The sequence below is a fragment of the Streptomyces hyderabadensis genome, from assembly GCF_020404845.1.
Classification (GTDB): Bacteria; Actinomycetota; Actinomycetes; order Streptomycetales; family Streptomycetaceae; genus Streptomyces; species Streptomyces hyderabadensis.
The window spans coordinates 22,825-36,203 of record NZ_JAIOJZ010000052.1; the positions used below are offsets into that span (position 1 = coordinate 22,825).

The 13,379-nt window shown below is 74.9% G+C and carries 16 protein-coding genes; 13 read left to right on the forward strand and 3 right to left on the reverse strand.

The genetic code is table 11. The features are described 5' to 3' along the window. Positions 1–62 precede the first annotated feature (62 nt). A complete protein-coding gene (locus K7854_RS30175; protein WP_226029718.1) occupies positions 63–689 on the forward strand; it encodes a helix-turn-helix domain-containing protein in 627 nt (208 codons plus the stop codon). 3 nt (positions 690–692) lie between these two features. On the opposite strand, the gene K7854_RS30180 is transcribed toward K7854_RS30175, so the two are convergent. Next, positions 693–1,064, reverse strand: coding sequence for a holo-ACP synthase (locus tag K7854_RS30180; RefSeq protein WP_226029719.1), 372 nt, complete (start codon positions 1,062–1,064; stop codon positions 693–695). Between the two features lie 89 nt (positions 1,065–1,153). Here K7854_RS30180 and alr point away from each other — a divergent pair, with 89 nt between their 5' ends. The 4 genes from alr to K7854_RS30200 all read left to right on the forward strand — a co-directional run bounded on the left by alr (position 1,154) and on the right by K7854_RS30200 (position 4,629). Further along, positions 1,154–2,323, forward strand: coding sequence for an alanine racemase (gene alr / locus K7854_RS30185; protein ID WP_226029720.1), 1,170 nt, complete (start codon positions 1,154–1,156; stop codon positions 2,321–2,323). 140 nt (positions 2,324–2,463) lie between these two features. Further along, entirely contained in the window at positions 2,464–3,723 is a 1,260-nt protein-coding gene (locus K7854_RS30190) for an alpha/beta fold hydrolase (protein WP_226029721.1), read from the forward strand. Continuing rightward, positions 3,689–4,231: a tRNA (adenosine(37)-N6)-threonylcarbamoyltransferase complex ATPase subunit type 1 TsaE gene (gene tsaE, locus K7854_RS30195; protein WP_226029722.1), complete on the forward strand. Its 543-nt coding sequence runs from the start codon at positions 3,689–3,691 to the stop codon at positions 4,229–4,231. Before K7854_RS30190 ends, tsaE begins: the two co-directional genes overlap by 35 nt. Before the next feature lie 146 nt (positions 4,232–4,377). Beyond that, positions 4,378–4,629, forward strand: coding sequence for a hypothetical protein (locus tag K7854_RS30200; RefSeq protein WP_226029723.1), 252 nt, complete (start codon positions 4,378–4,380; stop codon positions 4,627–4,629). A 59-nt stretch (positions 4,630–4,688) separates the two neighbouring features. Here K7854_RS30200 and K7854_RS30205 read toward each other — a convergent pair whose 3' ends face one another. Then, complete coding sequence (locus tag K7854_RS30205) at positions 4,689–5,243, reverse strand: hypothetical protein (RefSeq protein WP_226029724.1); 555 nt, start codon at positions 5,241–5,243, stop codon at positions 4,689–4,691. A 206-nt stretch (positions 5,244–5,449) separates the two neighbouring features. Here K7854_RS30205 and tsaB point away from each other — a divergent pair, with 206 nt between their 5' ends. The 8 genes from tsaB to K7854_RS30245 all read left to right on the forward strand — a co-directional run bounded on the left by tsaB (position 5,450) and on the right by K7854_RS30245 (position 12,154). Further along, complete coding sequence (tsaB, locus tag K7854_RS30210) at positions 5,450–6,103, forward strand: tRNA (adenosine(37)-N6)-threonylcarbamoyltransferase complex dimerization subunit type 1 TsaB (RefSeq protein WP_226029725.1); 654 nt, start codon at positions 5,450–5,452, stop codon at positions 6,101–6,103. Beyond that, on the forward strand, positions 6,100–6,636 hold the full coding sequence (gene rimI, locus K7854_RS30215) for a ribosomal protein S18-alanine N-acetyltransferase (protein WP_372481089.1): 537 nt from the start codon (positions 6,100–6,102) through the stop codon (positions 6,634–6,636). The genes tsaB and rimI overlap by 4 nt, the downstream gene beginning before the upstream one ends. Further along, positions 6,629–7,750 carry a tRNA (adenosine(37)-N6)-threonylcarbamoyltransferase complex transferase subunit TsaD gene (tsaD, locus tag K7854_RS30220; protein ID WP_226029726.1) on the forward strand — a complete coding sequence of 374 codons (1,122 nt, stop codon included), beginning with the start codon at positions 6,629–6,631 and terminating at the stop codon, positions 7,748–7,750. The genes rimI and tsaD overlap by 8 nt, the downstream gene beginning before the upstream one ends. Next, positions 7,747–8,040: a hypothetical protein gene (locus K7854_RS30225; protein ID WP_226029727.1), complete on the forward strand. Its 294-nt coding sequence runs from the start codon at positions 7,747–7,749 to the stop codon at positions 8,038–8,040. The genes tsaD and K7854_RS30225 overlap by 4 nt, the downstream gene beginning before the upstream one ends. Before the next feature lie 84 nt (positions 8,041–8,124). Next, positions 8,125–9,183 (forward strand): LacI family DNA-binding transcriptional regulator, encoded by a 1,059-nt coding sequence (locus K7854_RS30230; RefSeq protein ID WP_226029728.1) that lies wholly within the window; start codon positions 8,125–8,127, stop codon positions 9,181–9,183. 147 nt (positions 9,184–9,330) lie between these two features. Then, the gene (locus tag K7854_RS30235) at positions 9,331–10,368 is read left to right on the forward strand and encodes an LCP family protein (protein ID WP_226029729.1); all 1,038 of its coding nucleotides are present in this window, start codon (positions 9,331–9,333) and stop codon (positions 10,366–10,368) included. A gap of 108 nt (positions 10,369–10,476) precedes the next feature. Next, complete coding sequence (locus K7854_RS30240) at positions 10,477–10,833, forward strand: YciI family protein (RefSeq protein ID WP_226029730.1); 357 nt, start codon at positions 10,477–10,479, stop codon at positions 10,831–10,833. 64 nt (positions 10,834–10,897) lie between these two features. Further along, on the forward strand, positions 10,898–12,154 hold the full coding sequence (locus tag K7854_RS30245) for an RNA polymerase sigma factor (RefSeq protein WP_226029731.1): 1,257 nt from the start codon (positions 10,898–10,900) through the stop codon (positions 12,152–12,154). A gap of 13 nt (positions 12,155–12,167) precedes the next feature. On the opposite strand, the gene K7854_RS30250 is transcribed toward K7854_RS30245, so the two are convergent. Next, positions 12,168–13,340, reverse strand: a complete 1,173-nt coding sequence (locus K7854_RS30250) for a THUMP-like domain-containing protein (RefSeq protein WP_226029732.1) — start codon at positions 13,338–13,340, stop codon at positions 12,168–12,170. Positions 13,341–13,379: the final 39 nt, after the last annotated feature.

Here is a 13,379-nt window from a genome sequence, read left to right on the forward strand (position 1 = left end):
GTAGGCCCGGAACACGCACGGCCCGCCGCTTCCCGGAATCCGCGATGGGGGACAGTGGTGCCATGACCGGCGGTGACGAAGAGACGGCCCAGGTGATGACCTCGCTCGGGGCCCGCCTGCGCGCGATCCGGCAGGCCCGCGGGCTCACCCTGGCCCAGCTCGCCGCCGTCACCGGCATCTCCGTGAGCACCCTGTCCCGGCTGGAGTCGGGGCGGCGCGAGCCGGGGCTGCGGCACCTGCTGCCGCTGGCCCGGGCGCACCGGCTCCCCCTGGACGAACTCGTCGGCTCGCGCACCGGCGACCCCCGGGTCCACCCCCGCCCCTTCACCCGGCACGGACAGACGTGGGTCCCGCTCACCCGCAACCCGAACGACGGCCTGCACGCCTACAAGCAGATCCTCCCCGCCCCGGCCACCCCGCGGACCGAGTGGACGCCCCGCCCCGAACAGGGCTCCCACGAGGGCCACGAGTGGATCTACGTGCTCTCCGGCCGCCTGCTCCTCGCGCTCGGCGAGCACGACCTGATCCTGACGGCCGGGGAGACGGCGGAGTTCGACACCCGCGTCCCGCACGGCATCGCCAACGCCGGGGACCGGCCCGTCGAGTGGATCGCCCTGTACGGCGCACAGGGCGAGCGCATGCACATCCGGGTCCGCCCGGCCACCGACCGGCCGGACGACGCCCCCTGACCGTCACCCCTCCGCGATCACCACCGCCGACGCGATCCCCGCGTCATGGCTCAGCGACACGTGCCAGGACGCCACGCCCAGCTCCGCCGCCCGGGCCGCCACCGTCCCGGTGACCCGCAGCCGCGGCTGCCCGTTGTCCTCGACGTACACCTCGGCGTCCCTCCACAGCAGCCCCGCCGGTGCGCCCAGCGCCTTGGCCAGCGCCTCCTTCGCCGCGAAGCGGGCGGCGAGCGAGGCGACGCCGCGGCGCCCGCCGCCGGGCAGCAGCAGCTCGCTCTCCAGGAAGAGCCGCCCCGCCAGGGCCGGTGTGCGCGCCAGCGACGCCCCGAACCGCTCGACCTCGGCCACGTCGATCCCGACCCCGATGATGCTCATGCCGGGCACCCTAACCACTGCCGGGCGGCAACCCCTCCCCGGCGGCGCGGGGCGGGGGCGGCCCGGTGCTCTGAGAGACTGGGGGCACGATGAGTGAGACAGCTGCTCGGCGGGACGCGGTACTGCGCGCCCGGGCCGAGATCGACCTGGCCGCCCTGCGGGCCAACGTCCGCGCCCTGCGCGAACGGGCCCCCGGGGCGGCCGTCATGGCCGTCGTCAAGGCGGACGCCTACGGCCACGGCGCCGTCCCCTGCGCCCGCGCCGCCGTCCAGGCGGGCGCGACCTGGCTCGGCACCGCCACCCCGCAGGAGGCCCTCGCGCTCCGGGCGGCGGGGACCGGACTGCCGGACGACGTACGGATCATGTGCTGGCTGTGGACGCCCGGCGGGCCCTGGCGGGAGGCGGTCGAGGCGCGGCTCGACGTGTCCGTCAGCGGGATGTGGGCCCTGGCGGAGGTCACCGAGGCGGCCCGGGCGGCCGGGGTGCCCGCGCGCGTCCAGCTGAAGGCCGACACCGGGCTCGGCCGGAACGGCTGCCAGCCCGGCGCGGACTGGGAGGAGCTGGTCGCGGCCGCGCTGCGCGCCGAGCGGGAGGGGCTGCTGCGGGTCACCGGGCTCTGGTCCCACTTCGCCTGCGCCGACGAGCCCGGCCACCCCTCCATCGCCGCGCAGCTCACCCGCTTCCGGGAGATGACGGCGTACGCCGAGCGGCAGGGACTGCGCCCCGAGGTGCGGCACATCGCCAACTCCCCGGCCACCCTCACCCTCCCCGGCACCCACTTCGACCTGGTGCGGCCCGGCATCGCGATGTACGGCGTCTCGCCCAGCCCCGAGATCGGCACCCCGGCCGACTTCGGGCTGCGGCCCGTGATGACGCTGGCCGCCTCGCTGGCCCTGGTCAAGCAGGTCCCCGGCGGCCACGGCGTCAGCTACGGGCACCACTACACCACCCCCGGCGAGACCACCCTCGGCCTCGTCCCGCTCGGCTACGCGGACGGCATCCCGCGCCACGCCTCCTCCACCGGCCCCGTCCTGGTCGACGGCAAGTGGCGCACGGTCGCGGGGCGGATCGCGATGGACCAGTTCGTCGTCGACCTCGGCGGTGACCGGCCCGAGCCGGGCGCCGAGGCGGTGCTGTTCGGGCCCGGCGACCGCGGCGAGCCCACCGCCGAGGACTGGGCCCAGGCGGCGGGCACCATCGCGTACGAGATCGTCACCCGGATCGGAAGCCGCGTGCCGCGCGTCTACGTCGACGAGTGACAGGAACGACTGACGAGAACGAGTCACCGGAACGAGTGACGGTCCCCTGTGACGCGCGTCCGGGTGACACGGCGACCGGCGGCGGGTAGGCGCACAGCGGCCCGGTGAACCGGCGGACCAGGCGAAGAGGAGCGGTGTACGTGAGCGAGAGCAGCGGGGAGGCCGTCGCGGCGGCCGTCGCCTCCGCCACGGAGGCCGCCGGCGAGGTCGCCGCCGGCGGCTGGCGCCGGGCGACCGGCATCGCCGGGGTCGCGATAGGCGTGGTCGCGGCCGGTGCCGCGGCCGGAGTGGCGATAGAGCGGCTCACCGTCGGCCGCGGGATGCGCCAGAAGGCCCGCCTCGCCCTCGACTCGGCGGGCCCGTACGGCGGACTGCGCGGCACCCCGGGCAAGGCGTACGCCGAGGACGGCACCGAGCTGTACTACGAGGTCGACGACCTCGACCCGGCGGCCGAGGCCGACCGCGCCCCGCGCCGCAGGCGGCTGTTCGGCCGCAGGACGCCGGCGCCCGTCACCGTCGTCTTCAGCCACGGCTACTGCCTCAACCAGGACTCCTGGCACTTCCAGCGGGCCGCCCTCAGGGGCGTGGTCCGCAGCGTCTACTGGGACCAGCGCAGCCACGGCCGGTCCGGGCGGGGCGTGACGCAGACCCGGGACGACCGGCCGGTCAGCATCGAGGAGCTGGGCCGCGACCTCAAGGCGGTCATCGACGCGGCCGCGCCCGAGGGCCCGCTCGTGCTGGTCGGGCACTCGATGGGCGGCATGACCGTGATGGCCCTGGCCGACGCCTTCCCCGACCTGGTCCGCGAGCGCGTCGTCGGCGTCGCCCTCGTCGGTACCTCGTCCGGGCGGCTCGGCGAGGTCAACTTCGGGCTGCCGGTGGCCGGCGTCAACGCGGTGCGGCGGGTGCTGCCGGGCGTGCTCAGGGCGCTGGGGCAGCGGGCCGAGCTGGTGGAGCGGGGACGGCGGGCGACGGCGGACCTGTTCGCCGGGATCATCAAGCGGTACTCGTTCGCGTCCCGGGACGTGGACCCGGCCGTGGCCCGGTTCGCCGAGCGGATGATCGAGTCGACGCCGATCGACGTCGTCGCCGAGTACTACCCGGCCTTCAACGACCACGACAAGACCGAGGCCCTCGCCCACTTCGCCGGTCTCCCGGTGCTGGTCCTGGCCGGGGTGCGGGACCTGGTGACACCGAGCGAGCACAGCGAGGCCATCGCCGGTCTGCTGCCGGACGCCGAGCTGGTGCTGGTCCCCGACGCGGGGCACCTGGTGATGCTGGAACACCCCGAGCTGGTCACCGACCGCCTCGCCGACCTGCTCGCCCGCGCGGGCGCGGTGCCTACAGCGGCTACCGTGGACGGCTATGGAAGCACCAGCAGCAGCGCAGGGCCCGGCTGAGCCCTCCGGGTCCGCCGTGTCCGCGCCCGACGTCGAGATCACCGTCACCTCGCCCGAGCAGATGCGGGAGCTGGGCCGCAGGCTCGCGGGGCTCCTGCGCGCCGGTGACCTGGTGATGCTCAGCGGGGAGCTGGGCGCCGGCAAGACGACGCTGACCCGGGGGCTCGGCGAGGGCCTCGACGTGCGGGGCGCCGTGACCTCCCCGACCTTCGTGATCGCCCGGGTGCACCCCGCGCTCGGCGACGGTCCGCCGCTCGTCCACGTGGACGCCTACCGGCTGTCCGGCGGCCTGGACGAGATGGAGGACCTCGATCTCGACGTCTCCCTGTCCGACTCGGTAATCGTGGTCGAGTGGGGCGAGGGCAAGGTCGAGGAGCTGACCGAGGACCGGCTGCGGGTCCGGATCGAGCGGGCCGTCGGCGACACCACCGACGAGGTGCGGCACGTGACGGTGACCGGGCTCGGCGAGCGGTGGGCCACGGCCGACGTGCGCGTGCTGGCCGGCTGAGCCGCGCGGGCGGGGCCGGCTCCCGCCGGATTTCCGACAAGACGTCGGCAAAAGATTGCGTTCCGGGACTCGGGCGTGGTCACATGGTACTCAGCTCGTAGTTAGGCATGCCTTACTACGCCGCCCCCGAGCTTCAGGAGGCGTCCATGTCGTCCACGTCCCAGGCCCGGCCGCAGGGCCGCCCGAGGCCGCAGCCGCCCGCGCCCGCCGGGGTGTCGATGCGGGACCTGCTCGCCTCCTGCGCCGCCGCGACGGCGGTCTCGACGCCGCCCCGCGCCCCCGAACCGGAGACCCGCCGGCCGGTCCGCGACCAGCAGGGCCACCACGAGCAGCGGGGCCACGACGACCAGGAGCAGCGCGACCAGCAGGACCTCCACGGCCACCGCGAGGCCGCCTGACACCCCCGCGGGGGCCCGGCGGGGCAGCCGGTGCCCGCGACGGGGCGGCCCGCGCGTCGTCAGGGGACGACGACAACCTGTCGTCCGATCGTCGCGAACTTCCACATCGCGTCGCCGTCCGCGCGTGACTCGCGGATGCCGCCGGTGGGCCGGTCCGGGTCGGGCGGGGTCGTCGAGCCGTCGACCGCCGCGCTGAACCCGATGGCCACGCCCTGGGCGCCGGCGAAGCGCACCACGTGCTCGACCGGGATGCCGTCGGACCCGGTGATCCGGTTGGAGCGGGAGGTGACCGTGTAGGCGCCCGGGGCCGGGTCGACCGTGCTGGGCGTGACCTCGAAGGTGCGCTGCACCTTGTTGCCGGGGCCGACCAGCCAGACCCGGTCGTCGTCCACCGAGTACACCACCCGTTCACCCGTTCCGGACATGGCGGGCAGGGCGTCGGGGTGGCGCTTGTCGCGCGGCGCCTTGGCGGCGCCCGGGGCGGGGCTGCTGGTGGCCCGGGCCGGGGCCAGCTCCTCCGGGGCGCTGACGGACGCCTGGTGGGCGAGGACGCCGATGGTCACGAGGGCCGCCGCCGTGAGGCCGGTGACGATACCGGCGCTGCTGCTTGCCACTGGCGACCACCTCGTCGTCGTACTCGTGCGTCGGACTCGTCGTCGTACTCATGCGTCCCGCGTGCCCTGCCCCCGGGCGACGGTAGCAGTACGTGACCGGGTGGACGCGGTGTGCGACACGGAACTGTCCGGGCGGGGCGGCCGGGCGCACCCGGGTTGTCCACAGGGCGTCCGACGCGGGTCGCGCGGCGCCGTAGGCTGTTTGCGTGCTCTTGCTCGCTCTGGATACCGCCACACCCGCCGTCACCGTCGCGCTGCACGACGGCACGGACGTCCTCGCCTCGTCGAGCCAGGTCGACGCCCGTCGCCACGGTGAGCTGCTGCTGCCCGCCGTCGACCGGGTGCTCGCCGAGGCCGGCCTGCGGCTCGACGCCGTCACCGGCATCGTCGCCGGCATCGGCCCCGGCCCGTACACGGGGCTGCGCGTCGGCCTGATGACCGCGGACGCCTTCGGGCTCGCGCTCGGCGTGCCCGTGCACGGCCTGTGCACGCTGGACGGCCTCGCGTTCGCCGCCGACCTGGAGGGCCCCTTCGTGGTGGCCACCGACGCCCGCCGCAAAGAGGTCTACTGGGCGCGGTACGCCGACTCCCGCACCCGCCTCACCGACCCGGCCGTCGACCGGCCCGCCGACATCGCCGGGCAGGTCGCCGGGCTCCCGGCCGTCGGCGCGGGCGCGCTGCTGTACCCGGACACCTTCCCCCGGGTGCACGAGCCGGAGCACGTGTCCGCCGCGGCCCTGGCCCGGCTGGCCGCCGAGAAGCTGGCGGCCGGCGAGGAGCTGCCCGCGCCCCGGCCGCTCTACCTGCGCCGGCCCGACGCCCAGGTCCCCAAGAACTACAAGGTGGTCACCCCCAAGTGACCGAGCCAGCCACCGCCGAGCCCGCGCCGCCCGCCGTACTGCGCGAGATGCGCTGGTGGGACATCGACCCCGTGCTGCGCATGGAGCGCGAGCTGTTCCCGGAGGACGCCTGGTCGCGCGGGATGTTCTGGTCCGAGCTGGCGCACGCGCGCGGGCCCGGGGCGACCCGGCGCTACCTGGTCGCCGAGGAGGCCGGCCACGTCGTCGGCTACGCGGGGCTGGTCACCTCCGGGGAGCAGGCCGACGTGCAGACCATCGCCGTCGCCCGCGACCACTGGGGCACCGGCCTCGGCGCGCGGCTGCTCACCGAGCTGCTGCGCGCGGCGACCGACTTCGAGTGCACCGAGGTGCTCCTGGAGTGCCGGGTGGACAACACCCGCGCCCAGCGCCTCTACGAGCGCTTCGGCTTCGAGCCCATCGGCTTCAGACGCGGCTACTACCAGCCGGGGAACGTGGACGCCCTGGTGATGCGCCTGACCGACCCGTCCACCTCCGTACCGGGAACCGAACGAGGAACCGAGAACCATGGCTGACTCACGCGACGAGCCTCTCGTACTGGGGATCGAGACCTCCTGCGACGAGACCGGCGTCGGTGTCGTGCGCGGCACCACCCTGCTGGCCGACGCCGTCGCCTCCAGCGTCGACGAGCACGCCCGCTTCGGCGGTGTGGTGCCGGAGGTGGCGAGCCGCGCCCACCTGGAGGCGATGGTGCCGACCATCGACCGCGCCCTCAAGGAGGCCGGGGTGAGCCCCCGCGACCTCGACGGCATCGCCGTCACCGCGGGTCCCGGCCTCGCGGGCGCCCTGCTGGTCGGCGTCTCGGCGGCCAAGGCGTACGCCTACGCGCTCGGCAAACCGCTGTACGGGGTCAACCACCTCGCCTCGCACATCTGCGTCGACCAGCTCGAACACGGCGCGCTGCCCGAGCCGACGATGGCCCTGCTGGTCTCCGGCGGCCACTCCTCCCTGCTCCTCTCCACGGACATCACCTCCGACGTCCGCCCGCTCGGCGCCACCATCGATGACGCGGCCGGCGAGGCCTTCGACAAGATCGCCCGGGTGCTCAACCTCGGCTTCCCCGGCGGCCCGGTCATCGACCGGTACGCGCGCGAGGGCGACCCGGACGCGATCGCCTTCCCGCGCGGTCTGACCGGTCCGCGCGACCCGGCGTACGACTTCTCCTTCTCCGGTCTGAAGACGGCCGTGGCCCGCTGGATCGAGGCGAAGCGGGCGGCGGGGGAGGAGGTGCCGGTGCGCGACGTGTCGGCCTCCTTCCAGGAGGCGGTCGTGGACGTGCTGACCCGCAAGGCGGTGCGGGCCTGCAAGGACGAGGGCGTCGACCACCTGATGATCGGCGGCGGCGTGGCCGCCAACTCCCGGCTGCGGGCGCTGGCCCAGGAGCGCTGCGAGGCGGCCGGCATCCGGCTGCGGGTGCCGCGTCCCAAGCTGTGCACCGACAACGGCGCGATGGTCGCCGCGCTCGGCGCCGAGATGGTCGCCCGCAACCGGGCCGCCTCCGACTGGGACCTCTCCGCGGACTCCTCCCTCCCGGTGACCGACCCGCACGTGCCGGGCCAGGGCCACCCGCACGGCCACCACGGCCACGACCACGTCCACGAAGTGAGCAAGGAGAACTTGTACTCGTGACCGTCGCGCTGATGTGGGAGGCGCGGGCCGTGCCCGGCCGGGGCGGGGAGCTGCTGGCCTGGGCGCGGCGCCAGGAGCTGCCGCTGCGGCCGCTGCGCCGGGAGACCCTGCGGGCCCCGCAGGACCGCGTCCTCGTCATCACCTGGTGGGACGCCGCGTACGACGCCGAACTCCCGGAGCTGCCCGAACCGGACGGGGCGCTGGTGGCGCGGGCGGTGCACCGCTGGCGGTTCGAGTCGGCCGAGGACGACGCGGAGCGGGCCGGCAGAAGCGACAGCCGGGCCGAATGATTCGGCGGCTGCACCGAATGTTCCGGTGGCCTTCGGGTCGTCGTCCCCTTCGTCAGGCGGCCTCGTGGGGTTACGATCGCCGCCATGACATCTCCGCAGCCCGCTGAAACCCGGACGCAAAAGCGGTCCCCGCAGACCGCTACCCTCGCCGAGATCGCGCGTGAGGCCGGTGTGTCGGCGCCGACTGTTTCGAAGGTGCTCAACGGCCGCGCCGACGTCGCCCCGTCCACCCGGGCCCGCGTCGAGGAGCTGCTCCGCGTCCACGGCTACCGGCGCAGGCGGGCCGAGTCCACCCGCTCGCCCCTGATCGACCTGGTCTTCCACGAGCTTGAGAGCGCCTGGGCGATGGAGGTCATCCGCGGCGTGGAGAACGTGGCCAGGGACGCCGGGCTCAGCGTCGTGCTCTCCGAGAGCGCGGGCCGCCTCACGCCCGGCCGGACCTGGGCCGACCAGGTCGCCGCCCGCCGCCCGCACGGCGTGATCCTCGTGCTGTCCGGCCTCGACGAGTCCCAGCGGGCCCTGCTCACCAGCCGCTCCATCCCGTTCGTGGTGATGGACCCGGCCGGTGACCCGGGCGCCGACGTGCCGTCCATCGGCGCCACCAACTGGCAGGGCGGCCTCGCCGCCACCCGGCACCTGGTCGACCTCGGCCACACCCGCATCGGCGCGATCAGCGGACCCACCCGCATGATGTGCAGCCGCGCCCGCGTCGACGGCTACCGCGCCGCCCTGGAGACCGCGGGGCTGCCCGTCGACCCCGGCCTGATCGTGACCGGCGACTTCCATCACGAGGCCGGCTACCGCCAGGGCCTGGAGCTGCTGCGCCGCCCGGACCGGCCGACCGCCGTCTTCGCCGGCAACGACCTCCAGGCGCTCGGCCTGTACGAGGCGGCGCGCGAGCTGGGGCTGCGCATCCCGCACGACCTGAGCGTGGTCGGGTTCGACGACCTGCCGGTGGCCCGCTGGGTGGGGCCGCCGCTGACGACCGTGCGCCAGCCGCTGATGGAGATGGCCGAGGCGGCGGCCCGGCTGGTGCTGGACCTGGGCCGGGACGACGGCTCCTCGACGGCCACCCGGGTGGAGCTGGCCACCAGCCTGGAGGTGCGCAGCAGCACGGCGCCGCCCCAGGAGGGGCAAGGCTGACAGGGGAGAGCGGGCCGGCCCCCAGTCTGAGAAATTCCGCAGAAGTCCGACCCACCTGTTCCAGTTTCAATAATTCGGACTTATGTTCCTTCCGGCGGGGCATCCGGGTGGGGACGCGAACGAAACGGGCGGGGCGGGGGCTGACGCATGGCGGCGCGGGGCGGACAGGACGGGCGGGCCGGCCGCCGCAGGGGGCTGCGGGCGGCCGTACTGGCACTGGCCGCCGCCCTGCTGCTCGGGGCCGGAGCGGCGGGCTGGGCCTACTGGCACCTGAACGGCAACATCAAGAGCGTCGACATCAACGGCGCGCTCGGCGACGACCGCCCCGCACGACCGGTCACCGTCCCCTCCACCTCGCCCGCCGCCTCCCCGGTGCCCACCGGCGCCCTGAACCTCCTCGTCCTCGGCTCCGACTCGCGCAGCGGCGAGGAGAACCGGGAACTCGGCGGCGGCGACAGCGGCGGCGCCCGCTCGGACACGGCGATGGTCGTCCACCTCGACGCGGGCCGCACCGCCGCCACCGTCGTCAGCATCCCCCGCGACACGCTCGTCGAGCGGCCCGCCTGTCCGCTGCCGTCCGGCGGCACGACCCGCGAGGCGAGCGGCGCGATGTTCAACACCGCCTACGAACTGGGCGGCCCGGTCTGCGCCGTGAAGACCGTCGAGACGCTCACCGGCGTGCGCATGGACCACTACGTCGAGGTCGACTTCTCCGGCTTCGCCGACCTGGTCGACGCGCTCGGCGGGGTCACGGTCACCACGGACGTCGACATCGACGACGACAAGAGCCATCTGCACCTGGACGCCGGCACCCACCACCTCGACGGCACCGAGGCGCTCGGCCTGGCCCGCACCCGGTACGGGCTGGCGGGCGGCAGCGACCTCGCCCGGATCGAGCTCCAGCACAAGCTCGTCAAGGCGCTGCTGGAGCAGATCTCCGCCACCGACCTGCTCACCGACCCCGCCAAGCTCTACCAGGTCGCCGACGCGCTCACCGGCAGCCTCACCACCGACACCGGCCTGGACTCGCTGGGCGAGCTGACGGACCTGGGCCGCAGCCTCGGGGACCTCGGCGCGGACGACGTACGCACGCTGACCATGCCGGTGCTGCCCGCGCCCTCCGACCCCAACCGGGTGGTGGCGGACCAGCCGGAAGCGGCCGACCTGTGGGAATCGCTGCGCTGAAAGATTCTCCGGGAAATCTCGCGGCGGGTGTCGATCCACGGCCCTCCCGTTCGACGCAGGGGTGAGAGGCCGGGAGGGACCCGGCACCGGAACCACCGAGGAGTCACCATGCCCCGCTTCCTGTCGCTGATCCGCATCGAGGAGTCCGACGCCCTGTCCGGCGGCCCCAGCCCCGAGCTGGTGCAGCGGATGGAGAAGCTGATGGAGGAGATGACCAAGGCCGGCGTCCTGCTGGACACGGCCGGCCTGACCCCCACCGCCCAGGGCGCCCGCGTCCACTACGAGGGCGGGCAGCTCTCCGTCACCGACGGGCCCTTCACCGAGACCAAGGAGGTCATCGGCGGCTACTCCCTCCTCCAGGCCAAGGACCGGGCCGAGGCGATCGAGTGGACCAAGCGGTTCCTGAAGACCCACGAGGAGTACTGGACGGTGACCTGCGAGGTGCGCGAGCTGATGGAGGGCTGAGCCGCCGCAGCGCGAGCCGCGCCCCGTTTTGCCCCGGCGGCCCGAGGGTGTTGCATGGTGGGCTGTGGAACCGCAGCCCACCGCCGCCCTCGAAACCGTCTTCCGGCTGGAGTCGCCCCGGGTCATCGCCGGCGTGGCCCGGCTCGTGAGGGACGTCGGCATCGCCGAGGAACTCACCCAGGACGCCCTGGTCGCGGCCCTGGAGCAGTGGCCCCGCGACGGCGTGCCCGACAACCCGGGCGCCTGGCTCATGGCCACCGCCCGCCGCCGCGCCGTCGACCTGATCCGGCGCCGGGAGACCTACGCCCGCAAGCTCGCGGAGATCGGCCGGGACCTGCCCGCCTCGGCGCCGCCGCCCGAGGAGCCCGCCGGCCCCGAGGACATCGACGACGACCTGCTCCGGCTGGTCTTCACCGCCTGCCACCCGGTGCTGTCCGCCGAGGCCCGCATCGCCCTCACCCTCCGGCTGCTCGGCGGTCTGACCACGCCGGAGATCGCCCGCGCCTGCCTCGTCCCCGAACCGACCGTCGCCCAGCGCATCGTGCGCGCCAAACGCACCCTGGCCAGGAAGAACATCGACTTCGAGGTGCCGTACGGACCGGACCGCGAGGCCCGCCTCGGCTCGGTCCTCGAGGTCATCTACCTGATCTTCAACGAGGGCTACGCGGCCACCGCGGGCGACGACTGGCTCCGCCCCGCCCTGTGCGAGGACGCACTGCGCCTGGCCCGCGTCCTGTCCGCCCTGATGCCGAAGGAACCCGAGGTCCACGGCCTGACCGCGCTGCTGGAGTTCCAGTCCTCGCGCACCGCCGCCCGCACCGGCCCGGACGGCGAGCCGGTCCTCCTGGAGGACCAGAACCGCCACCGCTGGAACCGCCTGCTCATCGCCCGCGGCGTCACCGCCCTCGACCACGCCCGCGCCACCACCGGCTCGGGCGCCCCGGGCCCGTACGTCCTCCAGGCCGCGATCGCCGCCTGCCACGCCACGGCCCACACCTACGAGGAGACCGACTGGCCCCGTATCGCCACGCTCTACGGCCTGCTGGCGGCCCGCGCCCCGTCCCCGGTCGTGGAACTCAACCGCGCGGTCGCCGTCTCCAAGGCCCAGGGTCCGGCCCCCGCCCTGGCCCTCGTCGACGCCCTCGCCGCCGAACCCGCCCTGCGCGACTACCACCTGCTCCCCAGCGTCCGCGGCGACCTCCTGGCCCGCCTGGGCCGTACGGCCGAGGCGCGCGCGGAGTTCGAACGCGCCGCGTCCCTGACCCGCAACGCACGCGAACGCGCGCTCCTGCTGCGCCGCGCCCGGGAGGCGGCCGACTAGGGCCGGACAGGCCCTAACCCGCCGGATGCCCGATCAGCATCGTCGGCGCCCCCGCGACCCGGGTCAGGAACACGGTCGCGGCGTTCGGCCCTTCCGGCTTGACCTTCTTCCGCAGTTCCTCCGGCTCCACCGCCGAGCCCCGCTTCTTCACGGTCAGCGTCCCGACCCCGCGCTCCCGCAGCAGCGCCTTCAGCTTCTTGACGTTGAAGGGCATCCGGTCGGTGATCTCGTAGGCGGTGGCGTACGGCGTGCTGCGCAGCTCGTCGGCGGTGACGTAGGCGATGGTCGGGTCGAGCAGCCCGCCGTCCAGGTCCGCGGCGACCTCGGCGACCAGGTGGGCCCGGATGACGGCGCCGTCCGGCTCGTACAGGTACCGGCCGGGCGTGCGCACCCCGGGGTCGGGCAGGCCCGTGCCGGGCAGGGTGCGGGGGCCGGGCAGCAGCGTGGCCCGCACCGCCCCCGGCGCCGCGCCGGTCCCGAACCACAGCACGGCCTCCTTCACGTCCCCGCCGTCGGAGATCCACTCCGCCTCGGCGTCCTCGGGCACCGCCTCGTGCGGGATGCCGGGCGCCACCTTCAGCGCGGCGGCCCGGGAGGCCGTACGGGCCGCCCGCACGGCCCAGGACAACGGCGGCGAGTACGCCTCGGGATCGAAGATCCGGCCCCGCCCGCCCCGGCGCGCGGGATCGACGAACACGGCGTCGTACCCCGCTGTGTCCACCTCCGAGACATCCGCCTCGCGCACCTCGATCAGCTCGCCGAGCCCCAGCGCCCCGGCGTTGGCACGGGCCGCCGCGGCCGTGACCGGGTCCCGGTCGACGGCGAGCACCCGGATCCCGGCGCGGGCCAGCGCGATCGCGTCGCCGCCGATCCCGCAGCACAGGTCGGCGACGGAGGTCACGCCCAGCGCGGCGAACCGCCCGGCCCGGTACGCCGCCACGCTCGCCCGCGTCGACTGCTCCACCCCGTTGGGCGTGAAGAACATCCGCCCGGCGTCCTCGGCCCCGAACTTCGCCGCCGCGCGCTGCCGCAGCCGGGCCTGCCCGAGCGCCGCCGACACCAGCTCGACGGGATGCGTGCGCCGCAGCCGGGTCGCGACCGCCAGCTCGCGCGCGGGGTCGGTGTCGCGCACCTCGTCGAGGAGCGCGCGGCCTTCGGGGGTGAGGAGGAGGTCGAGGTCGTTCACCGGGTCATTGTGGGCCAGTCGGTGGATGGTGTGCCTCCG